At 57.0% G+C, this 21,642-nt stretch carries 19 protein-coding genes; 5 read left to right on the plus strand and 14 right to left on the minus strand.

The features are described 5' to 3' along the window. Positions 1 to 21: 21 nt before the first annotated feature. From pdxK to ACMWKA_RS04380, 10 genes are all read right to left on the minus strand, one after another. Complete coding sequence (gene pdxK, locus ACMWKA_RS04335) at positions 22 to 858, minus strand: pyridoxine/pyridoxal/pyridoxamine kinase (RefSeq protein ID WP_414760017.1); 837 nt, start codon at positions 856 to 858, stop codon at positions 22 to 24. Positions 859 to 863: 5 nt separating this feature from the next. Then, complete coding sequence (cysM, locus tag ACMWKA_RS04340; RefSeq protein WP_013098201.1) at positions 864 to 1,775, minus strand: cysteine synthase CysM; 912 nt, start codon at positions 1,773 to 1,775, stop codon at positions 864 to 866. Positions 1,776 to 1,893: 118 nt separating this feature from the next. Then, positions 1,894 to 2,988 carry a sulfate/thiosulfate ABC transporter ATP-binding protein CysA gene (gene cysA / locus ACMWKA_RS04345; protein WP_013098202.1) on the minus strand — a complete coding sequence of 365 codons (1,095 nt, stop codon included), beginning with the start codon at positions 2,986 to 2,988 and terminating at the stop codon, positions 1,894 to 1,896. Next, positions 2,978 to 3,853: a sulfate/thiosulfate ABC transporter permease CysW gene (cysW, locus tag ACMWKA_RS04350; protein ID WP_013098203.1), complete on the minus strand. Its 876-nt coding sequence runs from the start codon at positions 3,851 to 3,853 to the stop codon at positions 2,978 to 2,980. Before cysW ends, cysA begins: the two co-directional genes overlap by 11 nt. Continuing rightward, positions 3,853 to 4,686 carry a sulfate/thiosulfate ABC transporter permease CysT gene (gene cysT, locus ACMWKA_RS04355; RefSeq protein WP_013098204.1) on the minus strand — a complete coding sequence of 278 codons (834 nt, stop codon included), beginning with the start codon at positions 4,684 to 4,686 and terminating at the stop codon, positions 3,853 to 3,855. Before cysT ends, cysW begins: the two co-directional genes overlap by 1 nt. Beyond that, complete coding sequence (gene cysP, locus ACMWKA_RS04360; RefSeq protein ID WP_013098205.1) at positions 4,686 to 5,699, minus strand: thiosulfate/sulfate ABC transporter substrate-binding protein CysP; 1,014 nt, start codon at positions 5,697 to 5,699, stop codon at positions 4,686 to 4,688. The genes cysT and cysP overlap by 1 nt, the downstream gene beginning before the upstream one ends. 172 nt (positions 5,700 to 5,871) lie before the next feature. After that, entirely contained in the window at positions 5,872 to 6,771 is a 900-nt protein-coding gene (locus tag ACMWKA_RS04365; RefSeq protein ID WP_013098206.1) for a Dyp-type peroxidase, read from the minus strand. Positions 6,772 to 6,863: 92 nt separating this feature from the next. Continuing rightward, on the minus strand, positions 6,864 to 7,439 hold the full coding sequence (locus ACMWKA_RS04370; RefSeq protein WP_013098207.1) for an RpoE-regulated lipoprotein: 576 nt from the start codon (positions 7,437 to 7,439) through the stop codon (positions 6,864 to 6,866). Positions 7,440 to 7,502: 63 nt separating this feature from the next. After that, positions 7,503 to 7,952, minus strand: a complete 450-nt coding sequence (locus ACMWKA_RS04375; protein WP_014832841.1) for a DUF2919 domain-containing protein — start codon at positions 7,950 to 7,952, stop codon at positions 7,503 to 7,505. Continuing rightward, positions 7,939 to 8,364: a GNAT family acetyltransferase gene (locus ACMWKA_RS04380; RefSeq protein ID WP_014832842.1), complete on the minus strand. Its 426-nt coding sequence runs from the start codon at positions 8,362 to 8,364 to the stop codon at positions 7,939 to 7,941. The genes ACMWKA_RS04375 and ACMWKA_RS04380 overlap by 14 nt, the downstream gene beginning before the upstream one ends. A 212-nt stretch (positions 8,365 to 8,576) precedes the next feature. Between ACMWKA_RS04380 and amiA the strand changes: the two genes are divergently transcribed. Further along, positions 8,577 to 9,452, plus strand: a complete 876-nt coding sequence (gene amiA, locus ACMWKA_RS04385; RefSeq protein ID WP_058651778.1) for an N-acetylmuramoyl-L-alanine amidase AmiA — start codon at positions 8,577 to 8,579, stop codon at positions 9,450 to 9,452. Then, on the plus strand, positions 9,452 to 10,351 hold the full coding sequence (gene hemF, locus ACMWKA_RS04390) for an oxygen-dependent coproporphyrinogen oxidase (RefSeq protein WP_038420320.1): 900 nt from the start codon (positions 9,452 to 9,454) through the stop codon (positions 10,349 to 10,351). Before amiA ends, hemF begins: the two co-directional genes overlap by 1 nt. A 79-nt stretch (positions 10,352 to 10,430) precedes the next feature. Here the strand turns inward: hemF and maeB are convergent, their stop codons facing one another. Further along, positions 10,431 to 12,710 (minus strand): NADP-dependent oxaloacetate-decarboxylating malate dehydrogenase, encoded by a 2,280-nt coding sequence (gene maeB / locus ACMWKA_RS04395; RefSeq protein WP_013098212.1) that lies wholly within the window; start codon positions 12,708 to 12,710, stop codon positions 10,431 to 10,433. A gap of 246 nt (positions 12,711 to 12,956) precedes the next feature. Here maeB and tal point away from each other — a divergent pair, with 246 nt between their 5' ends. Together tal and tkt are read left to right on the plus strand one after the other, a co-directional pair. Next, positions 12,957 to 13,907 carry a transaldolase gene (gene tal / locus ACMWKA_RS04400; RefSeq protein WP_013098213.1) on the plus strand — a complete coding sequence of 317 codons (951 nt, stop codon included), beginning with the start codon at positions 12,957 to 12,959 and terminating at the stop codon, positions 13,905 to 13,907. Positions 13,908 to 13,926: 19 nt separating this feature from the next. Next, entirely contained in the window at positions 13,927 to 15,915 is a 1,989-nt protein-coding gene (gene tkt, locus ACMWKA_RS04405) for a transketolase (RefSeq protein ID WP_013098214.1), read from the plus strand. A gap of 42 nt (positions 15,916 to 15,957) precedes the next feature. Here the strand turns inward: tkt and ACMWKA_RS04410 are convergent, their stop codons facing one another. From ACMWKA_RS04410 to aegA, 3 genes are all read right to left on the minus strand, one after another. After that, positions 15,958 to 17,001, minus strand: coding sequence for a DUF1176 domain-containing protein (locus tag ACMWKA_RS04410; RefSeq protein ID WP_020689967.1), 1,044 nt, complete (start codon positions 16,999 to 17,001; stop codon positions 15,958 to 15,960). Positions 17,002 to 17,106: 105 nt separating this feature from the next. Continuing rightward, complete coding sequence (nudK, locus tag ACMWKA_RS04415) at positions 17,107 to 17,700, minus strand: GDP-mannose pyrophosphatase NudK (RefSeq protein WP_219249463.1); 594 nt, start codon at positions 17,698 to 17,700, stop codon at positions 17,107 to 17,109. A gap of 67 nt (positions 17,701 to 17,767) precedes the next feature. After that, the gene (aegA, locus tag ACMWKA_RS04420) at positions 17,768 to 19,744 is read right to left on the minus strand and encodes a formate-dependent uric acid utilization protein AegA (RefSeq protein WP_414760018.1); all 1,977 of its coding nucleotides are present in this window, start codon (positions 19,742 to 19,744) and stop codon (positions 17,768 to 17,770) included. A 152-nt stretch (positions 19,745 to 19,896) separates the two neighbouring features. On the opposite strand from aegA, the gene narQ reads away from it, so the two are divergent. After that, positions 19,897 to 21,585, plus strand: coding sequence for a nitrate/nitrite two-component system sensor histidine kinase NarQ (narQ, locus tag ACMWKA_RS04425; RefSeq protein WP_058679511.1), 1,689 nt, complete (start codon positions 19,897 to 19,899; stop codon positions 21,583 to 21,585). Positions 21,586 to 21,642: the final 57 nt, after the last annotated feature.

Genomic DNA, 21,642 nt, shown 5'->3' on the forward strand with positions numbered 1-21,642 from the left:
GCCTTCGGGCGCCATTTTTGTTTATGCGGGGAGGATAAGCTCGTCGTAACCTTTCGACTGCGTATAGATCATGACGTCAGTCACCCGATCGCCTGCCATGCGTATGGCGTCAGCAACGGTTTTTCCCCCCACGATACCGCTGACCAGTTCTGAACAGAACAGATCGCCCGTTCCTTTCAGATCGGTCTCGACGCGCGGGTGCGCGCTTACGGTAACGCCCTCTTTACTCACCAGCACGACGTGAATATTCTGCGGGTCGTCGGCCACTGGCGCACTGGTTATCGCCACCCATTTCAGCGTATCGGAAAGCAGCCCCTGCGCGGCGGCGATGGCGCTCTCTGGCGTGCGGCACGGTTTACCGCTTAACACTTCCAGTTCGAATACGTTGGGCGTAATGCCCTGCGCCAGCGGCAGCAGATGCTCACGATACGCCTCAGGAATATCAGGTTTAACGTACATACCGCTGTCGATATCCCCGATCACCGGGTCAACCAGCACCAGCAGCTCCGGGTGTTGCACTTTGATCGTCTGCAGCCACTGCGCCAGCAGAACAATCTGGCTGGCGCTGCCCATGTAGCCCGTGGTGACCGCCTTAAGCTCGCGCAGGATCTCGCGCTCTTCCAGCGCCTTCAGGTAGCCGCTGAACCACTCATCGGGGATCACCCCGCCGTAAAAGGTGTCATAGTGCGGCGTGTTGCTGAACAGCACCGTCGGCACGGCGGTCACGTTAAGCCGGTGGGTACGAATATTGGGTACCGCAATGCTGTTCCCCACGCTGCCGTACACCACCTGCGACTGCACCGCGACAATATCGGTTTGCTGCGCCCGGGTCTTATCCCGGAATAAAATCATCTCCATGACGCTTAAATCCCCGCCCCCTGCGAATAACTCTCTTCGCCAAAGACGCCGGTAGACAGATAACGATCGCCGCGGTCGCAGATAATCGCCACCACCACTGCACCAGGGTTCTCCTGCGCCACACGCATCGCGCCTGCTACCGCGCCACCCGAACTGACCCCGCAGAAGATGCCTTCGCGTACCGCCAGCTCGCGCATGGTATTTTCCGCCTCGCGCTGATGAATATCCAGCACCTGATCCACCAGCTGAGCATTAAAAATGCCCGGCATGTATTCCGCAGGCCAGCGACGAATACCCGGAATGCTGCTCCCCTCTTCCGGCTGCAGGCCGACAATGGCGACCGGTTTTTCCTGCTCGCGCAGAAAACGCGACACGCCGGTGATGGTGCCGGTGGTGCCCATGCTGGAGACAAAATGGGTGATACGCCCGTCGGTTTGCTGCCAGATTTCCGGGCCAGTGGTTGTGTAGTGGGCGTAGGGATTATCCGGATTATTGAACTGATCCAGCAGTTTGCCTTCACCGCGCTCAGCCATCGCCAGCGCCAGGTCGCGCGCCCCCTCCATCCCCTGCTCTTTGGTCACCAGTATCAGTTCAGCACCGTAAGCCCGCATCGCGGCGCGGCGCTCCTGACTCATGTTGTCCGGCATCAGCAGCTTCATGCGGTAGCCTTTCAGCGCGGCAATCATCGCCAGCGCAATTCCGGTATTCCCGCTTGTGGCCTCAATGAGCACGTCGCCTGGCTTAATTTCACCGCGCTTCTCAGCCTGGACAATCATCGACAGCGCCGCGCGGTCTTTGACTGACCCCGCCGGGTTATTGCCTTCGAGTTTGACCCAGATTTCGCTGCCGTTGTCAGGCCCCATGCGCTGAAGCTTGACCAGTGGAGTGTTGCCGATGGTGTGTTCGAGTGTATTCACGATTTTTACTCAATAAAAAAGCCGGGTGGCGCTTCGCTTACCCGGCCTACAAGACGCAGTTTTAGCTGTAGGCCCGGTCAGCGCAGCGCCACCGGGCGATAAACATCCTAATAACCTATCAGGCTGACTCCGCCAGAGCAATATCCTCGCGCGTCTCGATGCGCTGGTTACCGTGATAAATACGGGCATGCTGCAGCCCCACAAACAGGCGTTCACCCCGGTGTGGCGCCTCTTCATCGCGCATCACCACCGTCAGCGGCTCGGTATACCAGCCCAGCGGTTGTACCACCATTTGTGTGTAGTGACCTTTAGGGCTAGCTTCCAGCACCTGCACCGGCAGCGGTGAATCCAGGCTGGTACGACGGCTGACGTCCACTTCCCACGGGCGCAGGAACAGATCCACCGGCCCCTGATGGGCAGGCGTGTATCCCAGCGGCCAGCGGTGTGCCCCGACGTGGAATTGTCCGCCGCGTACGGTGCCCTGCAGACGGTTAACTTCGCCCATAAACTCCAGGACAAAACGGGTGGCAGGTTCACGCCAGAGCTGCTCTGGCTCGTCCACCTGCTCGATGTTCCCCTGGCTCATGACCACCACGCGGTCCGCGACTTCCATCGCCTCTTCCTGGTCGTGGGTGACGAAGACGCTGGTGAATTTCAGCTCTTCATGCAGCTGACGCAGCCAGCGGCGCAGCTCTTTACGCACCTGCGCATCCAGCGCGCCAAACGGCTCATCAAGCAGCAGTATTTGTGGCTCCACGGCCAGCGCGCGCGCCAGTGCGACACGCTGTTTCTGGCCACCCGAAAGCTGCGCCGGGAAACGGTCAGCCAGGTGGGCCAGCTGCACCATTTCCAGCAGTTTGGTCACTTTCGCTTTGATGGTAGCCGCATCCGGGCGTTCGCGACGCGGCAGCACGGTCAGGCCAAACGCAATGTTGTCGAACACCGTCATGTGGCGAAACAGCGCGTAATGCTGGAACACGAAGCCGACTTTACGATCGCGGGCATGCAGGCGGCTCACGTCGGTGCCGTGAAAACGGATATGTCCGCTGGTCTGATGTTCAAGACCGGCGATGATACGCAGCAGCGTGGTTTTACCCGAGCCAGACGGCCCCAGCAGCGCCACCATTTGTCCGGAAGGGATATCCAGCGAGATATCATTCAGCACCTGGGTGCGACCAAAAGACTTCTTAATATTGGCAATCTCAATGCTCATGATTTCCCTCCTGATGCTGACGTTTTTCCTGATTTTCTAAACGCCACTGCACCACACTCTTCAAAAACAGGGTCAAAATAGCCATCAGCGTCAGCAACGCTGCGGCGGTAAAGGAGCCGATGGTGTTATAGTCCTGCTGCAGCAGTTCAATCTGTAACGGCAGCGACAGGGTTTCACCTCGAATGGAACCGGATACAACCGACACCGCCCCAAACTCGCCAATTGCGCGGGCGTTGGTCAGCACCACCCCATAGAGCAGTGCCCAGCGAATGTTCGGCAGCGTGACGCGGCGGAACATCTGCCAGCCTGACGCGCCCAGCAGAACAGCCGCTTCGTCTTCGTTGCTCCCCTGGCTTAACATCACCGGTACCAGTTCGCGTACCACAAACGGACAGGTTACAAAGATAGTCACCAGCACCATACCCGGCCAGGCAAACATCACCTGCAGGTTGTGCTCATCCAGCCAGCCACCCAGCGGGCCGTTAGAGCCGTAAAAGAGCAGATAGACCAGACCCGCCACCACCGGTGAGACGGCGAACGGGATATCCAGCAGCGTCAGCAGCATCTGACGCCCCGGGAAGGTAAAGCGCGTCACCAGCCAGGCCAGCAGCGTACCGAATACCAGGTTGACCGGCACGGTGATCAGCGCAATCAGCACCGTCAGCCAGATGGCGTGCAGCATATCCGGGTCCGCCAGGTTTTCCAGCGCGGGCATAATCCCTTTGCTGAACGCCTGCACGAAAATATAGATTGTCGGTACCACGAGGATGAGAGCAGAAACCAGCACGCCCGTACCAATCAAAAACCATTTACCCCAGTTGATGCGGGGCGCATCGTATCGCTTCAATTGAGTAACTTCCGCCATCAGTGACCTACCACACGTCGACCAAAGCGACTTTGCAGAGTGTTGATTGTGTAGAGCAGCAGCAACGATGCGGCAAGAATGACCGAGGCAATGGCGCTCGCTGCCGGGTAATCAAACTCCTGCAAACGGATAAAAATCATCAGCGACGTCACTTCCGTTTTCCACGCAATATTACCGGCGATAAAAATGACCGCACCGAACTCGCCGAGGCTACGGGTAAACGACAGCGCCACTCCCGCCATCAGCGCCGGAGAAAGCTCAGGCAGGACAACTTTACGGAAGCTCTGCCAGCGCGTAGCCCCCAGCGTTTCTGCCGCTTCTTCATATTCCGGGCCTAACTCTTCCAGCACCGGCTGTACGGTACGCACCACGAACGGAATACTGGTAAAGGCCATCGCCACCGCGATACCGAGCCAGGTATAGGTCACTTTGATGTCAAATTTCGCCAGCCACTCGCCGTACAGACCGTTTACAGAGAAAAGTGACGCCAGCGTTAAACCGGCAACGGCCGTCGGCAGTGCGAACGGTAAATCCATTAACGCGTCGAGCAGCGTGCGGCCCGGAAAACGATAGCGGGTTAATATCCACGCCATCAGCAGGCCAAACACGCCGTTAAAAAGCGAGGCCACAAACGCCGACAGCAGCGTCACTTTATAGGCCGCAACGACCTGTGGGTTGGTGACCACTTCCCAGTACTGGGACCAGCTCATCTGCGCAAGCTGCATCACCAGCGCGCTGAGCGGCAACAACAAAATCAGGCAGACGAACAGCAGGCTGGTTCCGAGGCTTAAGGTAAACCCCGGCAGCACGCGTTTAGTCGAGAGGGCAAACATTACTTACGCCCCGCCGCCAGCAATTTGTCTAATTCACCGCCGCTGGCAAAATGCGTTTTCATCACCTCAGGCCAGGAGCCGAAATGATCCTCCACACGGAACAGCGCGGTCTGGGGGAATTTATCTTTCAGTTTGTTCATCACGTCAGGGTTGTTCACGCGATAGTAGTAATCGGTAATGATGGTCTGCGCCTGTGGGCTGTACAGGTAGTTGAGATAGGCTTTTGCCGCTTTCTCAGTGCCGTTTGCCTGCACGTTTTTATCCACCCACGCCACCGGGAACTCGGCCAGGATGTTGGTTTTCGGGATAACGACTTCAAAGCCCTGCGCTTCATACTGTTTACGGATGTTATTCACTTCCGATTCAAAGCTAATCAGCACATCGCCCAGACCGCGTTCTGCGAAAGTCGTGGTTGCTCCGCGACCGCCGGTATCAAACACTTCGACGTTTTTCAGGAACTGGGTCATGAACTGCTCGGTTTTGGCTTTATCGTTACCGTCTGCTTTGTCCGCTGCACCCCACGCCGCCAGATAGGTATAACGCGCATTACCGGAAGTTTTAGGGTTCGGGAAAATCAGCTTTACGTCAGAACGAACCAGATCGCTCCAGTCGTGGATATTCTTCGGATTGCCTTTACGCACCAGGAAGCCCATGGTGGAGTAGAACGGCGAGCTGTTGTTTGGTAGACGGCTCTGCCAGTCGGCCGGGATGAGCTTGCCTTTGTCATGCAGGATCTGCACATCGGTCACCTGGTTATAGGTCACCACGTCCGCTTTCAACCCCTGGAGGATCGCCAGCGCCTGTTTGGACGAACCGGCGTGAGACTGTTTAATGGTCAGCTTGTCGCCGTTATTGTCTTTCGCCCACTGCTGCTCAAACGGCGGGTTAAGGGCGGCAAACAGCTCGCGGGAGACGTCATATGAACTGTTCAACAGCTCAGTCGCCTGCGCCTGCGCCACCAGCAGTAAACCTGCCAGTGCCAGGGATCCTTTTTTCAGTACAGTAACGGCCATTGCGCACCCTTATAAATGTGATGACTATCTTATTGTCATAATATTTATAACGAGGTCGAAAGGAGTAACGGTTTTATATACCGTTTGGTGATTTACAAGCAGAAAAGGGAATAAGGGTGCGGCCTGTTGCCCTCACCCTAACCCTCTCCCAAAGGGAGAGGGAGAAAGGGAATTACAGCGCCAGCAGGCGCTCAATGGATGGCGCGAAGTAGTAGCCGCCGGTGACCGGTTTGGTGAAGCGCAGCATAGCGTCACGCTTGCCGTCGGTATCGCCGAACATGCTCAGCAGCTGTTGCTCAATATTGTACAGACGCGCGCAGTAGGCGCAGAAATAAAGGCCATGGGTTCCGCTTGCGGTGCCATACGGCAGGCTCTGGCGAACAATCTTCAGCCCTTTACCGTCTTCCTTGAGGTCAACGCGGCTCAGGTGAGAGGTCACCGGGCGTACATCGCCGTCGATCTCTTCGTTGGCCTCTTTGGTACGACCAATCATCATCTCCTGATCCTGCACGCTCATGCGGTTAAGCTGCTTAAGGTTATGCTCCCAGCGCTGAACAAATACGTAGCTGCCGCCGGCATCCACGCCATCCTTGATGACCGCCACTTCACGGCGCGTCTCTTCACCTGCCGGGTTTTCCGTCCCGTCGACAAAGCCGCTCAGGTCGCGCTCTTCCACCCAGCGGAAACCGTGGACTTCTTCCTGAACGTCAATGCTGTCACCAAACGCCGCTACCGCCGCCTGAGCAACGGAGAAGTTCACGTCGTGGCGCAGAGAGAGAATATGGATCAACACGTCGTACTGGGTTGCCGGTGCCAGACCTTTGCCGTAAGGGATAAAGTCTTTGAGCTCTTCCGCCCCTTCACCGCCGCTCAGCTGACGCCAGACGTTATTGCCAAAGGCCACCACAGCGCCCAGATGGGCATCCGGGAATTTGGCCTGGAAGGTGGCCAGTTTATCCACAAAGACTTTGCTGGCCGCACGCAGGGCATCCACATCCCCTTTCACATTGGCTTCAATCCAAATCGCCGCGCGGCAATGTTCTGGCAAAATGCCACTCTGAACCTGAGACATCGCTCCTCCTGAAATAAAGATGCCACGACAACGTGGCATTGATGGCGGGTATTATACCCGGATTTCAGCGAGACGGATTGTTCAGGCGCAAATTACTGCTGCCAGATAATTTTGCTCACTTTCCAGTTTTTCAGCGTATCGTCAGACGGCATTAAGCCTTCAGGGCCGCTCCAGGTTCCGGTAAAGAGGTAGCTGATGTGCTGGCTGTCCGGTGCTTTACATTGCACCGCCACGCCATCGTCTGAAGGCGCGCTGGCGCAATTGCCGAAAGCCTGTTTATAGAGATCGCTAAACGGCGTACCAACCTTTACACCGCTCGCCGTCGGGATGGCATCGTCCAGCACGGCAATACGGTTTACCGTGCCTTTATCGCCGTTAATCACCAGCGCCAGTTTGTCTCCTTTCAGCGCTTCGAAGTAACGCACGATAGTGCCGTTTTCAGTTTTCATGCCGCTGCGCAGACGATAGTCGCTGCTCAGGGCCGCCTGAAGCGCGTCCTGATCCAGCGCCGTCGCGGCGGTAATGTTGCCCACGCCCTGCTCGGTCACTTCCAGCGAAGAGCCAAACCAGTTCCACGGATAAGCGGCCGACCAGTTAATGGAGGAGAGCGTTGAACAGCCGGTTAACGCCAGCGGGAGAGCGCATAAAAGTAAACGCAGCGATTTCATTGAAACGTCCTTACGTGTTAAATCAACGCTTGTTGGAGTGCAGCATCGGCAAAAAGTGACGCGTTAATCTGACTCATGCGTAAAACAGGCGCGTAAGCGGGGGTTAGTCAGCAGCCACAGCAGAGCCACGATATCGGCAACCACCAGCGCAATGCCGATGCCCGTAAGCGGTTCACCGTACCACCAGAGCACAGGCTGCCAGCAGAGCAGCGCAATCTGGGCCAGGATCAGCAGCCAGCGAAGCGCACGCCAAAGCCGTGGGATCGCCTGTCGTCGGCCGCTGCACAAAAACGTCACCACCGCCGGTACGCCCGGTAACAGGCCGAGCCAAAAGGCGTCGTGATCGGGATAAAAGAGCGTCAGTAATGTATCGCCCTGCCCGCGGGACGCGGCGGCCATGACAAACAGCACCCAGGTGCGGGCCTGCAGCAGCAGTACGCACCAGAATAAGAAAGGCAGCCTGACACGCCCCTGCGCGTCGTAATCTGCCGGGTGGATCTCAATACTCTTCATCTTCGATCAGACGCTTACCTAAGCTCAGCACGTCAGCGTGTTCATAGCCCAGACGTTCATACATGCCCAGCACCACGTCGTTATCTTCGCGCACCATGATCTGAATTTTTGGACAACCGCGAGCGATCAGTTTTTTCTCAAGACGATTGAGCAGCGCATTGGCAATGCCGCGCCCCCGGTATTCCGGGTGAACGCCCAGATAATAAGCAGAGCCGCGATGGCCGTCGTAACCGCCCATCACCGTGCCCACCACTTCGCCGTTCACTTCCGCCACCAGAAACAGACTGACGTCGTGATTCAGCTTACGCTCAATGTCCATCTCTGGATCGTTCCACGGACGCAGCAAATCGCAGCGCTCCCAAAGGGTGATCACCTCTTCGAAATCTTCCTGGCGAAAAACGCGTATCTCCATGGTATTAACCGCCTTTTCGGGTTTAAAAACAGTGATTATGGCGCGAACAGGGCATTTAGCCAATAACCGGGGAAAATCTCGCCAAAATTTGGCATAATGTCACTTTGTCACGTATTGAAATGAAAAGTAAAACAATTCTCAATAAGGACTGTCGTAACGCTAAACGCGATACGATATAACACCAGGACCGCAATTTTTACTATTCAGGCCGCATGAGCACATTCAAACCATTAAAAGCACTCACATCGCGTCGTCAGGTTCTCAAAGCGGGGCTGGCGGCCTTAACGTTAACGGGCATCGCACAGCAGGCTCAGGCAAAAGAAGAGAGCACGCTTAAAACCAGTAACGGACACAGCAAACCCAAAGCCAAAAAACCAGGCGCGAAGCGTCTGGTCATGCTCGACCCGGGTCACGGCGGCATTGATACCGGCGCCATTGGCAAAAACGGGTCAAAAGAAAAACACGTCGTGCTGGCAATTGCAAAAAATGTGCGATCGATTTTACGCAGCAACGGCATTGACGCCCGCCTGACGCGCACGGGCGACACCTTTATTCCGCTGTATGACCGCGTGGAAATTGCCCATAAGCATGGTGCCGATCTCTTTATGTCCATTCACGCGGATGGCTTTACAAACCCTTCCGCCGCGGGCGCGTCGGTGTTTGCCCTCTCCAATCGCGGCGCCAGTAGCGCCATGGCGAAATATCTCTCCGACCGTGAAAACCGTGCGGATGAAGTCGCCGGGAAGAAGACCACCGATAAAGATCACCTGTTACAGCAGGTGCTGTTCGACCTCGTGCAGACCGATACCATCAAAAACAGTCTGACGCTGGGCTCGCATATCCTCAAACGGATTAAGCCGGTGCACCGTCTGCACAGCAAGAGCACGGAGCAGGCCGCGTTTGTGGTGCTGAAATCACCGTCGATTCCGTCCGTGCTGGTGGAGACCTCTTTCATCACTAACCCGGAAGAAGAGCGTCTGCTTGGTACTGCGGCGTTTCGTCAGAAAATCGCCAATGCCATCGCCTCCGGCATCATCAGTTACTTTAACTGGTTCGATAATCAAAAAGCGCACTCCAGGAAACGTTAATGAAACCGAATGCAAAGCGGGTAAAAACCTTCCTGCTGCAGTTGCAGGATGAGATTTGCCAGAAACTGGCCGCTGCAGATGGCGGTAATTTTCAGGAAGATAACTGGCAGCGCGAGGCCGGCGGCGGCGGGCGTAGCCGCGTGTTGCGTAACGGCGGTATTTTTGAACAGGCGGGCGTCAATTTTTCCCACGTTTACGGGGAGGCCATGCCCGCTTCTGCAACGGCGCATCGTCCTGAACTAGCGGGCCGCAGCTTCCAGGCGATGGGCGTTTCGCTGGTGGTACACCCGCACAACCCGTTTGTGCCAACCAGCCACGCCAACGTGCGTTTTTTCATTGCGGAAAAACCGGGAGCCGATCCGGTCTGGTGGTTCGGGGGCGGTTTCGACATGACCCCCTACTACGGCTTTGAAGAGGATGCCGTGCACTGGCATACGACCGCACGCGATCTCTGCCTGCCGTTTGGCGAAGACGTTTACCCGAAATACAAAAAGTGGTGCGACGACTACTTTTACCTCAAACACCGCGACGAACAGCGCGGCATTGGCGGGCTGTTCTTTGACGATCTGAACACGCCTGATTTTGATACCGCGTTCAGCTTTATGCGTGCGGTGGGCGAAGGCTATACCGACGCTTATCTGCCCATTGTTGAACGGCGTAAAAACACCGACTACGGCGTGCGCGAACGCGAGTTCCAGCTTTACCGTCGCGGGCGCTACGTGGAGTTTAACCTGGTGTGGGATCGCGGGACGCTGTTTGGCCTGCAAACCGGCGGGCGCACGGAGTCGATTCTGATGTCAATGCCGCCGCTGGTGCGCTGGGAGTACTGCTACGAGCCAAAAGAAGGCAGCCCGGAGGCTGCCCTGAGTGAGTTTATTAAGGTTCGGGACTGGGTTTAACTGCCGGATGGCGCTGCGCTTATCCGTCCTGGTCAACCCGTAGGTCGGGTAAGCGAACGCGCCACCCGACAAACATCACTTACAGCGGCTGCGTCTGCGCCTCAACTACCGCCAGCGCCACCATATTCACGATACGGCGTACAGAGGCAATTGGCGTTAACACATGCACCGGTTTTGCCACACCCATCAGCACCGGCCCCACGGTCACCCCTTCAGAGCTTGAGACGCGCAGCAGGTTGTAGCTGATACGCGCCGCTTCCACGTTTGGCATAATCAGGATATTCGCTGAGCCTTTCAGCGGGCTGTCTGGCATACGTTCATTGCGGATGCTCTCCACCAGCGCGGCGTCGCCGTGCATCTCACCGTCAATCATCAGCTCCGGTGCGCGCTCGCGAACCAGCTCCAGCGTCTGTCGCATTTTGCAGGCCGCCGCAGATTTAGAGGAGCCGAAGTTAGAGTGCGACAGCAGCGCCACCTTCGGTTCGATACCAAAGCGACGCACGGTTTCAGCCGCCATCACGGTGATCTCCGCCAGCTCGTCCGGGGTTGGATCGTCGTTGACGTAGGTATCGGCGATAAAGGTGTTACCGCTTGGCAGCAGCAGCGCGTTCATCGCACCGGCCGTGTGCACCCCGTCGCGATAGCCGAAGATCTCCTGCACCACGCTGAAGTGCTCATGGTAATCACCGATGGTGCCGCAGATCAGCGCATCCGCCTCGCCGCGATGAACCATGATTGCGCCAATCACCGTGGTGTTGCTGATCACCGCCCGCTGCGCCTGCTCCTGAGTGATCCCGCGACGTTTCATGATCGCGTAGTATTCGCTCCAGTACTCTTTAAAGCGCGGGTCGGATTCATTGTTGACGATCTCAAAATCAACACCCGGTTTGATCTGCAGGCCCAGCTTCTGGATACGCATCTCGATAACGCTCGGGCGGCCAATCAGGATCGGCTTCGCCAGCCCTAAGGTGATCAGCTCCTGCGTGGCATGGAGCACGCGCGCCTCTTCCCCTTCCGCCAGCACCACCCGCTTCGCGTCGGCACGAGCCTGAGAGAAAATCGGCTTCATAAACAGGTTAGTTTTGTAGACAAACTCGGTGAGCTTATCCACGTAAGCATCGAAATCGGTTATCGGGCGCGTCGCCACGCCGGAGTCCATCGCCGCTTTCGCAACCGCTGGCGCGATTTTGACAATCAGACGCGGGTCGAACGGTTTTGGAATGATGTAGTCCGGGCCAAAGCTCAGATCCTGATCGCCATAGGCTGAAGCGACCACTTCGCTCTGCTCGGCGTGTGCCAGTTCCGCAATGGCGTGCACCGCCGCGAGCTTCATCTCTTCGTTAATGGCCGTCGCGCCTACGTCCAGCGCCCCACGGAAGATGAACGGGAAGCAGAGCACGTTGTTCACCTGGTTCGGATAGTCGGAGCGACCGGTACAGATGATGGCATCTTCACGCACCGCTTTCGCCAGCGGCGGCAGGATTTCCGGCTCGGGGTTCGCCAGCGCCAGAATCATTGGCGCACGCGCCATCTTCTTCACCATCTCCTGGGTCAGCACTTTCGGGCCTGAACAGCCCAGGAAGATATCCGCGCCGTCAATGACATCCTCAAGCGTACGCTTGCCGTCGTCGTCCACCGCGTAGGCTGCTTTGGTTTCCGCCATGTTCGGTTCGCGGTCTTTGTAGATCACGCCTTTGGAGTCGCAGACCACAATGTTGTGTTTCTGCATCCCGAGCGCCACCAGCAGGTTCATACAGGCAATGGCCGCCGCACCCGCGCCGGAAACTACCATGCGCACGTCAGAGAGATTTTTCTCCACCACGCGCAGGCCGTTAAGAATGGCGGCGGTGCTGATAATCGCCGTCCCGTGCTGGTCATCATGGAACACGGGAATGTTCATACGTTCACGCAGTTTCTGCTCAATGTAGAAACATTCCGGCGCTTTGATGTCTTCGAGGTTAATACCGCCAAAGGTCGGCTCCAGCGCCGCCACGACGTTGATGAATTTATCGGGATCGTGTTCGTCCACTTCGATATCAAACACGTCGATACCGGCGAATTTCTTGAACAGAACGCCCTTCCCTTCCATCACAGGCTTACCGGCCAGCGCACCAATGTTGCCCAGGCCCAGCACCGCCGTACCGTTAGAGATCACGGCGACCAGGTTGCCGCGCGCGGTATATTTGTAAGCGGCGAGCGGATCTTTTTCAATTTCGAGACACGGTGCCGCCACGCCCGGCGAGTAGGCCAGCGCCAGGTCGCGCTGGGTTGCCAGCGGTTTTGTCGGGGAGACCTGAATTTTACCCGGGACAGGAAACTCGTGAAAATCGAGGGCACTCTGTTTTAACTGATCGTCCATCTTGTTATTCCTTTTACGTATCGGTCAGATAGTATCGCCGCAGGCTGCCGCATAAACTTTGAAGGCTGCCAAACTCTCACCATCACACATTAAAAATTGTTATCAATTTATAACAGCCATGTTACCCGTCTCAAAAGCAATGCCTCCCCCGTCTGCTATGCTTTTTTGTTAAGTCCATCATGATTTTTCCAGAAGTGTGAACTAACGCACTCGTCTAACGCTTTTATTTTCAAGGAGTCATGACTTATGAACCAACTTGACGGCATCAAACAATTCACGACCGTGGTTGCAGACAGCGGCGATATCGAGTCGATTCGGCACTACCAGCCTGAAGACGCAACCACCAACCCGTCGCTGCTGCTCAAAGCGGCAGGGCTTTCCCATTTCAGTCATCTGATTGATGACGCCATTGCCTATGGCAAACAGCGCGGCAAAACCCAGGAACAACAGGTTGCCGAAGCCAGTGACAAGCTGGCGGTTAATTTCGGTGCGGAAATTCTGAAAAGCATCCCGGGGCGCGTCTCCACCGAAGTCGACGCCCGCCTCTCTTTCGATAAAGAGAAGAGCATCAATAAAGCCCGCCGCCTCGTCGAACTCTACCAGGAGCAGGGGATCGACAAATCACGCATTCTGATTAAGCTCGCCTCCACCTGGGAAGGCATCCGCGCGGCGGAAGTGCTGGAAAAAGAGGGGATCCACTGCAACCTGACGCTGCTGTTCTCGTTTGCGCAGGCGCGCGCCTGTGCCGAAGCGGGCGTATTCCTGATCTCACCATTCGTCGGGCGCATCTACGACTGGTATCAGGCAAAACAGCCGATGGATCCGTACGTGGTGGAGGAAGACCCGGGCGTGAAGTCGGTACGTAATATCTACGACTATTACAAGCAGCACCGCTACGAGACCATCGTAATGGGGGCCAGCTTCCGCCGCACCGAGCAGATCCTGGCGCTGGCAGGGTGTGACCGCCTGACCATCTCCCCTGACCTGCTGAAAAAGCTGCAGGACAAAGAAGAGACGGTGATCCGTAAACTGGTGCCGACCTCCACCGTACTGCCCAAACCGAAAGCCATGACCGAAGCGGAATTCCGCTGGGAGCACAATCAGGACCCAATGGCCGTGGAAAAACTGGCGGACGGCATCCGCCAGTTCGCCGTCGACCAGCGCAAACTTGAAGATCTTCTCGCCGCCAAACTTTAACCTTGCCACGGAGTGAACTATGTCCCGTAAAGAGTTAGCCAATGCCATTCGCGCCCTCAGCATGGATGCCGTGCAAAAAGCCAATTCCGGCCACCCTGGCGCACCTATGGGCATGGCAGATATTGCCGAAGTGTTGTGGAATGACTTCCTGAAGCACAACCCTAACGACCCCACCTGGTACGATCGCGACCGTTTTATTCTCTCTAACGGCCACGCGTCGATGCTGCTCTACAGCCTGCTGCATTTGTCCGGCTACGATCTGCCGCTCGAAGAGCTGAAAAACTTCCGCCAGCTGCATTCGAAAACCCCCGGCCACCCGGAGATTGGCTATACGCCTGGGGTGGAAACCACTACCGGGCCGCTGGGACAGGGTTTAGCCAACGCCGTTGGGCTGGCCATCGCGGAACGCACGCTGGGTGCGCAGTTTAACCAGCCGGGGCATGACATCGTCGATCACTACACGTACGTCTTTATGGGTGACGGTTGTCTGATGGAGGGGATCTCCCATGAGGTCTGTTCGCTCGCGGGCACGCTGGGGCTGGGCAAGCTGATTGGCTTCTATGACCACAACGGCATATCCATAGACGGGGAAACCGAGGGCTGGTTTACCGACGACACGGCAAAACGGTTTGAGGCCTACCACTGGCATGTGGTGCATGAAATTGACGGCCACGATCCCGAGGCGGTGAAAAAAGCGATTCAGGAAGCGCAAAGCGTGAAGGACAAACCGTCGCTGATTATTTGCCGCACGGTTATCGGCTTTGGTTCGCCGAACAAAGCAGGTAAAGAAGAGGCGCACGGTGCGGCGCTGGGTGATGAGGAAGTGGCGCTGACCCGGCAGAAACTGGGCTGGAAATATCCGCCGTTCGAAATTCCGAAAGAGATTTACCGCGCATGGGATGCCCGTGAAGAGGGTGAAAAAGCCCAGCACGCCTGGAACGAGAAATTTGCCGCCTACAAAAAGGCCTACCCGGAGCTGGCGGCCGAATTCACCCGCCGCATGAGCGGAGGGCTACCGGAGGACTGGGAAGAGAAAACGCAGGCGCTGATTGAAAACCTGCAATCTAACCCGGCCAAAATCGCCACCCGTAAGGCATCGCAAAACACCCTGAATGCGATTGGCCCAATCCTGCCTGAACTGCTGGGCGGCTCGGCGGATCTGGCCCCCAGCAATCTGACCATCTGGTCTGGCTCGACATCGCTGAAAGAGGATATCGCCGGAAACTATATTCACTATGGCGTACGCGAGTTCGGCATGACCGCCATTGCCAACGGTATCGCTCATCACGGGGGATTTGTCCCCTACACCGCCACCTTCCTGATGTTTGTGGAATACGCCCGTAACGCCGCACGCATGGCGGCTCTGATGAAAGCGCGGCAGATTATGGTTTACACCCATGACTCCATCGGGCTTGGGGAAGACGGGCCAACCCACCAGGCCGTTGAACAGCTGGCGAGCCTGCGCCTGACGCCAAACTTCAGCACCTGGCGTCCGTGCGATCAGGTCGAGGCCGCGGTGGGCTGGAAGCTGGCAGTAGAGCGCCATAACGGACCGACGGCGCTGATCCTGTCACGTCAGAACCTGGCGCAGATTGAACGCACGCCGGAGCAGGTGAAAGACATTGCCCGCGGCGGTTACATTCTGAAGGACAGCGGCGGCAAGCCGGATGTGATCCTGATTGCCACCGGTTCCGAGGTGGAGATTACCGTCAAAGCGGCGGAGAAGCTGACTGCCGAAGGTCACGCGGTGCGCGTGGTTTCCCTGCCTTCAACCGACATCTTTGACGCGCAGGATGAGGCGTATCGTGAATCGGTCCTGCCATCCAGCGTGACGGCCCGCGTGGCGGTTGAGGCGGGCATTGCCGACTACTGGTACAAATATGTCGGGCTGAAAGGGGCCATTGTCGGCATGCGGGGATACGGTGAATCGGCGCCAGCCGACAAGCTGTTCCCGTATTTCGGTTTTACCGTTGAGAACGTCGTTGAGAAGGCGTTAAGCGTGCTTTAGTGCGGCCTGCGTGCCCGGTGACGCTACGCTTACCGGGCAAAACTAGCGTGTGATCCACAACGTGGGCCAGGCATCTGGCCCATTCCAGTTATCGCAGCTGGGCTCCTCGGCATAACGCACCAGACGGAAGCGCTGGCCGTCAAAGCGCCAGCGCGTCTGGATACCGCAGTCGGCAATCCCCCGCCCTAACGCCAGGGTGGTCAACTCACGCGTTTTCTCATCAAAGCGAGCGTTCATTAACTCCATTTCACTGCTGCCGCTGGACGGCGTAAACGGCAGACGCAGCCTGACGCTACGGGAAGAAAACGGTTTTTTACGTGATACCAGCCAGGCCAGATCGACGGTGTTATAGGCCCCCGCTTCGCAACTGACGATCAGCAGCGCTTTGTCATCGGTAAGCGCAGTGACGCGCACTTCCCGACGGTTGGGGTCGAGCGAGCACTGGCTGTTATTCATCCGCCAGGTACCATAATCCAGCAGATCGTTCAGTTCGCTGTGGGAGAGCGGTGTCGGGGTGGGATTCACAACCGCCACCTTTTTCAGGGCCGGTGCGGGCGGCACGCTTAACGGCGGATCGTCACCTTTTTTAATCCAGGCGGTTTCACTGCCGACGCGCTTTTGCTGCGCATCGATAAACAACAGCGCCGCTTTCAGGCCACTGAGGGAGATCGCCTGCTTGCCATCACGCAGGGTTAGCGCTTTCCCTTCCTGGATATGCTTAAGAAATGCAGTGATGGTCGCAGCATCGTCCGTTTTCAGATGCCATGGCGTTAACTGCCAGTGCTGACGCTCCAGTGTCACGGGCACCCCATCAAGCAGCAGGCGCGGCGCAATTGCAGGCTCTTTGACAGACGGGTCTGAAAGACCGCCGAGATCGATACGTAACGAGGCATCGGTTTTCGCGCCAGCGCTGCGGCTAAGCGTCATCACCAGACCACGGTGTTCACCGGTGTTGCGTGCCAGGCAAAAATTCTGGTTATTGCAGGTCACCTGCCAGTCTGAGAATGATTGCTGTGCAGGCGCAGCCCACACCCGCGGTGCGGGGAGCACACAAATCAGGAAAAAAATAAAAACGCAGTAGCGCATGAATGGCACAATCCCGGAACGAAAACGCTTAACTGGGCAGTATCTTCGTGTTCCCGCCGGGGTTGCTCAATCGGATTTATCGGATAGATTTATCCGAAAAACAAACTACATCCGTTCGAAAGAGGGATCCATCAGCCCGGTTGTTTGTAAATACTGCAGTAATATTACAGCTTTACCATCTTTAATTTTCCCGGAACGGATCATCTCCAGCGCCTGGACAAACGGTATCTCCAGCACCTCGATATCTTCATCTTCCACCCCACCGCCCTGATGGATACGATGCGCATCGCTGTATTCGGCAATAAAGAAATGGACGATTTCCGTCACGCCGCCGGGTGACATAAACAGTTCGAAAACTTTTTTCACCTCACCCACTTCAAAGCCTGTCTCCTCGATGGCTTCTTTGCGGATACACACTTCCGGCTCATCGTCATCCAGCAGACCTGCGCAGGTTTCAATCAGCCGTCCGTCCGGATTGCCATTGACCCACGTCGCCACCCTGAACTGGCGGATCAGTACCACGCTCTGCTTTTCACGATTATAAAGCAGAATGGTTGCCCCATTGCCGCGGTCGTAAACCTCACGTTTGTGGCGGATCACGTCCCCGTTATTACGCGTTAAATCATAGGTGATGTTACGCAGGACAAAGTAATTATCAGAAAGGATTTTGTCTTTGATAACGTCAATTTTCAGGGTCATACGGGCTCCACGACACAATGAGTCTGCCTATATTACGCCGTGAACCCCGCTTTGTCGCCCACCCGATTTAATGCGTTTTTAACGCGCTGACGCCCAGCCAGTCGAGGATACCCTGCGCAGCATGTCGCCCTTCCGCCATGGCGGTGACCACTAAATCTGCGCCGCGTACGGCGTCACCGCCTGCGAAAATTTGCGGGTTAGAGGTCTGATAGCGATAGCGGCTCTCCACCGAGGCGATAATTCGTCCCCAGCTATCCGTCTCCACGCCCTGCGCCTGCAGCCACGGCATCTCGTGTGGATTGAAACCAAATGCCATGATCACCGCATCCGCAGGCATCACAAATTCGCTCCCCGCTATCGGTACCGGCCGACGACGGCCCTGAACATCCGGTTCGCCGAGTTCGGTACGCAGCATGCGAATGCCGTTGACCTGTCCGTCAGGTTCCAGAGTTAACTCCACGGGCTGAACGTTAAACTCAAACGCGGCGCCCTCTTCCTTCGCATTCTTCACCTCTTTTTTCGAGCCCGGCATATTGGCTTCATCCCGGCGGTAGGCGCAGGTTACCTTCGCCGCACCGTGACGTAACGCGGTGCGGACACAGTCCATGGCGGTATCGCCCCCGCCGAGCACCACCACGTTCAGCCCCCGGGTATCGATAAATGGCTCTTTGGTTGTTGCCTCAAGCCCCATCACGTGGCGGGTGTTTGCCACCAGGAAAGGTAACGCGTCATAGACGCCGGGCGCATCTTCATGCGCGATACCCGCTTTCATGGAACGATAGGTTCCCACACCAATAAACAGTGCATCGTATTCGCGTTGCAGCTGTGACAGCGGCACATCCTGTCCGACGTCGCAGTTCAGAACGAACTGGATCCCCATGGCCGTGAATATCTCCCTGCGCCGTGCGAGCAGCGATTTATCGAGCTTAAAGGCCGGGATACCAAACGTCAGCAAGCCGCCAATCTCCGGGTGCCGGTCATAGACCGTGACGCTGACACCGCTGCGCGCCAGCACGTCGGCACAGGCAAGCCCCGCAGGCCCCGCGCCGATCACCGCCACACGTTTATCAACCGGCGTCACGCCGCTCAGATCCGGCTTCCAGCCCATCGCCAGCGCCTGGTCAGAGATATAGCGCTCGATGTTGCCAATGGTCACCGCGCCCGAGATATCACGCACGGTGCAGGCGCCTTCACATAATCGGTCCTGCGGGCAGACGCGGCCGGTAATTTCAGGTAAACAGTTGGTCTGGTGTGAAAGCTCAACCGCCCCGGCGATATCCCCCGCTTTAACGCGTTCAATCCACTGGGGGATATGGTTGTGCAGCGGACAGGTCCATTCACAAATGCTGTGTTCGCCGCACTTCAGGCAGCGCGATGCCTCACGCGCGGCCTGCTCTGCCCGAAACGGCAGGTAGATCTCCTGAAAATGGCTGACGCGTGCACTCGCGGCGAGTTTATCCGGCTCCCCGCGTCGCGGTGTGTTTCTCATCTGCTCAAGGCGGGTGTGCGGCAGGTCTGGCCTTACCGCCTCGCCGTGCCAGGGCTGCGCCTCCTGACGGGCGGTGCGCTGGCGGCGGGTTTTCGCCAGGTTATTCAGTACGGCGGGCGTCGCCAGGGTAAGCACCTGTGCCGGACAATTTTCGATGCAGGCCGGGCCCTGTGGGCGCGTGTGGCAAAGATCGCATTTATGTGCCGAGGCTTTTACGTTGCCCTTGTCGAGAGGCGTAACAACGATCTCCATCGTGCCGAACGGACAGGCAACCACGCAGGCTTTACAGCCAATGCATTTTTGTTGATTCACCTGTACGCTGTCATCGCATTTGCTGATGGCCCCGTTAGGGCAGCTCTGCGCGCAGGGCGCATTCTCGCAATGGTGGCAGGTTACAGGCGTGCTCTTCGCGCCAGATTTCAGGACAGTGATGCGGGGATGAAAATGGCGTTCGCTCAGCACGTGTTGTTCATCGTTGTGCGCCATCACGCAGGCCACTTCGCAGGCACGGCACCCTATACGCTGCTGGCTGTTGGCCATAATAAAACGATTCATAACGACACCTGTTTTTGGTTCAATAACCTTATTCTTTATAGGAATATTGTATTTACCCACGGCGGCGCTATCAGGCAATGTACAAATGCCCAGGAAGCCGAACTATCTCCAGTGAACCTGTGGCAGATCAATTTTTTTCAGGAAGCTGTTCTGTGACCGTTAAACGACCCGTTTCCGGAAGCCTGGCCCGGGCTTTCATTTCCATTATCGTGCTGTCCGTTCTGACCAGCACCGTCGCACTGTTCACGCTTGCCAGCAGCCAGCGGGATGCAGAAGCCATCAATATTGCCGGTTCCCTGCGAATGCAGAGCTACCGTCTGGGCTATGAGATGCAACGCAACAGCGACGCCCTGGCGGCGCATCGCGAGAGCTGGCAGCAGACGCTGAGCGCCCCTGCGCTACAGAAGCTGAGCCGCTGGTACGTGCCGGACGATGTTAAGGCGCGCTATCAGCAGCTGCATCTGGCATGGCAGGAGATGGACAACCACATCGCTCGCGGCGATATCGGGTGGTATCAGGCCCACATTGAAGACTTTGTCGGCCGGATTGACGCCTTTGTGCTCGCCCTTCAGCACTACACCGAACATAAAATCCGGGCGGTGATTCTGATCTCCCTGGCGGGCGGGATGGGCATCCTGATCCTGACGATCTTTACCCTGCGACGCATCCGCCGCCAGGTGGTGTTACCGCTGAATAATCTGGTGGCGGCCAGCGAGCGCATTGAGCGGGGGCAATTCGATACGCCTGCACCGGATACCGCGCTGCCAAACGAGCTGGGCCAACTTTCCCGGGCGTTCAACCACATGTCTGCCGAGCTGCATACGCTGTATCGCTCGCTTGAACACTCCGTAGCGGAAAAGACGCAGCATCTGAATGAGGCGCATCAGCAACTCGAGATGCTGTTTAAATGCTCTCAGGCACTGAATACCGGCCAGATAGACAGCCACTGTTTCCGGCATATTTTGCAGATAGTGCATGAGTACACGCAGATGAACTACCTGGAGTTGCGCACCAGCGACGACTGGCGGCTCAGTGAGGGTATCGAATCAAACGGGAGCCCTGTCCAAACGCTGCCCGTGCTGATGCAGGATACCCTGTACGGGGAATTACGCTGGCAAAGCGAGACGGGCCACGTTCCTCTGCCGCTGATGGAAAGCGTGGCGACAATGCTCGGACGCGGACTGTATTTCAACCAGGCGCAAAAGCACTACCAGCAGTTGCTGCTGATGGAAGAGCGCGCGACGATCGCCCGCGAGCTGCACGATTCCCTGGCGCAGGTACTGTCGTATTTACGTATTCAGCTGGCGCTACTGAAACGCGCTATCCCGCAGGAAAATGCCCCGGCGCAGACCATTATCACCGACTTTTCCCGCGAGCTTAACAACGCCTGGCATCAATTGCGGGAACTGCTTACCACCTTCCGCCTGACGCTTAACCACGCCAATCTGCCCGCGGCCCTACAGGAGTCACTGGACGGGTTACAGAGCCAGACGCAGGCAAAGCTGCACCTCGACTGCCGCCTCTCCTCGCTGGCGCTGGATGCCCAGAAACAGGTGCATTTGCTGCAGATCGTGCGTGAAGCGGTGTTGAATGCGATGAAGCACGCCCAGGCCAGCGAGATAACCGTCAGCTGCGTGACGTCTGCTGACGGCACCCACAGCGTCAGCATTCGCGATAACGGTATCGGGATTGGCGAAGCCAGCGAGCCGCCGGGACATTACGGGTTGAATATTATGCGCGAACGGGCGGCGCGACTCGGCGGAACGCTGCACTTTTCCCAGCCGCAAAACGGGGGGACGCTGGTAAGCGTGATCTTCCCGACAAACGGGGCCGGGAGGTAAATAACGGTAAAAGGTGAAGCGCAGAGAAAAGCGCATGATAATTTACACTATCTCCTT

The sequence above is a fragment of the Enterobacter sp. 03-F-07-AD-ECC genome (assembly GCF_047530935.1).
Classification (GTDB): Bacteria; Pseudomonadota; Gammaproteobacteria; order Enterobacterales; family Enterobacteriaceae; genus Enterobacter; species Enterobacter cloacae.

Bases quoted from the DNA above. Each gene is read 5' to 3' on its own strand.
- pdxK (WP_414760017.1), bottom strand. From the start codon at position 858: ATGGAGATGATTTTATTCCGGGATAAGACCCGGGCGCAGCAAACCGAT.
- cysA (WP_013098202.1), bottom strand. From the start codon at position 2,988: ATGAGCATTGAGATTGCCAATATTAAGAAGTCTTTTGGTCGCACCCAG.
- cysW (WP_013098203.1), bottom strand. From the start codon at position 3,853: ATGGCGGAAGTTACTCAATTGAAGCGATACGATGCGCCCCGCATCAAC.
- cysT (WP_013098204.1), bottom strand. From the start codon at position 4,686: ATGTTTGCCCTCTCGACTAAACGCGTGCTGCCGGGGTTTACCTTAAGC.
- cysP (WP_013098205.1), bottom strand. From the start codon at position 5,699: ATGGCCGTTACTGTACTGAAAAAAGGATCCCTGGCACTGGCAGGTTTA.
- ACMWKA_RS04365 (WP_013098206.1), bottom strand. From the start codon at position 6,771: ATGTCTCAGGTTCAGAGTGGCATTTTGCCAGAACATTGCCGCGCGGCG.
- ACMWKA_RS04370 (WP_013098207.1), bottom strand. From the start codon at position 7,439: ATGAAATCGCTGCGTTTACTTTTATGCGCTCTCCCGCTGGCGTTAACC.
- ACMWKA_RS04375 (WP_014832841.1), bottom strand. From the start codon at position 7,952: ATGAAGAGTATTGAGATCCACCCGGCAGATTACGACGCGCAGGGGCGT.
- ACMWKA_RS04380 (WP_014832842.1), bottom strand. From the start codon at position 8,364: ATGGAGATACGCGTTTTTCGCCAGGAAGATTTCGAAGAGGTGATCACC.
- amiA (WP_058651778.1), top strand. From the start codon at position 8,577: ATGAGCACATTCAAACCATTAAAAGCACTCACATCGCGTCGTCAGGTT.
- hemF (WP_038420320.1), top strand. From the start codon at position 9,452: ATGAAACCGAATGCAAAGCGGGTAAAAACCTTCCTGCTGCAGTTGCAG.
- maeB (WP_013098212.1), bottom strand. From the start codon at position 12,710: ATGGACGATCAGTTAAAACAGAGTGCCCTCGATTTTCACGAGTTTCCT.
- tal (WP_013098213.1), top strand. From the start codon at position 12,957: ATGAACCAACTTGACGGCATCAAACAATTCACGACCGTGGTTGCAGAC.
- tkt (WP_013098214.1), top strand. From the start codon at position 13,927: ATGTCCCGTAAAGAGTTAGCCAATGCCATTCGCGCCCTCAGCATGGAT.
- ACMWKA_RS04410 (WP_020689967.1), bottom strand. From the start codon at position 17,001: ATGCGCTACTGCGTTTTTATTTTTTTCCTGATTTGTGTGCTCCCCGCA.
- nudK (WP_219249463.1), bottom strand. From the start codon at position 17,700: ATGACCCTGAAAATTGACGTTATCAAAGACAAAATCCTTTCTGATAAT.
- aegA (WP_414760018.1), bottom strand. From the start codon at position 19,744: ATGAATCGTTTTATTATGGCCAACAGCCAGCAGCGTATAGGGTGCCGT.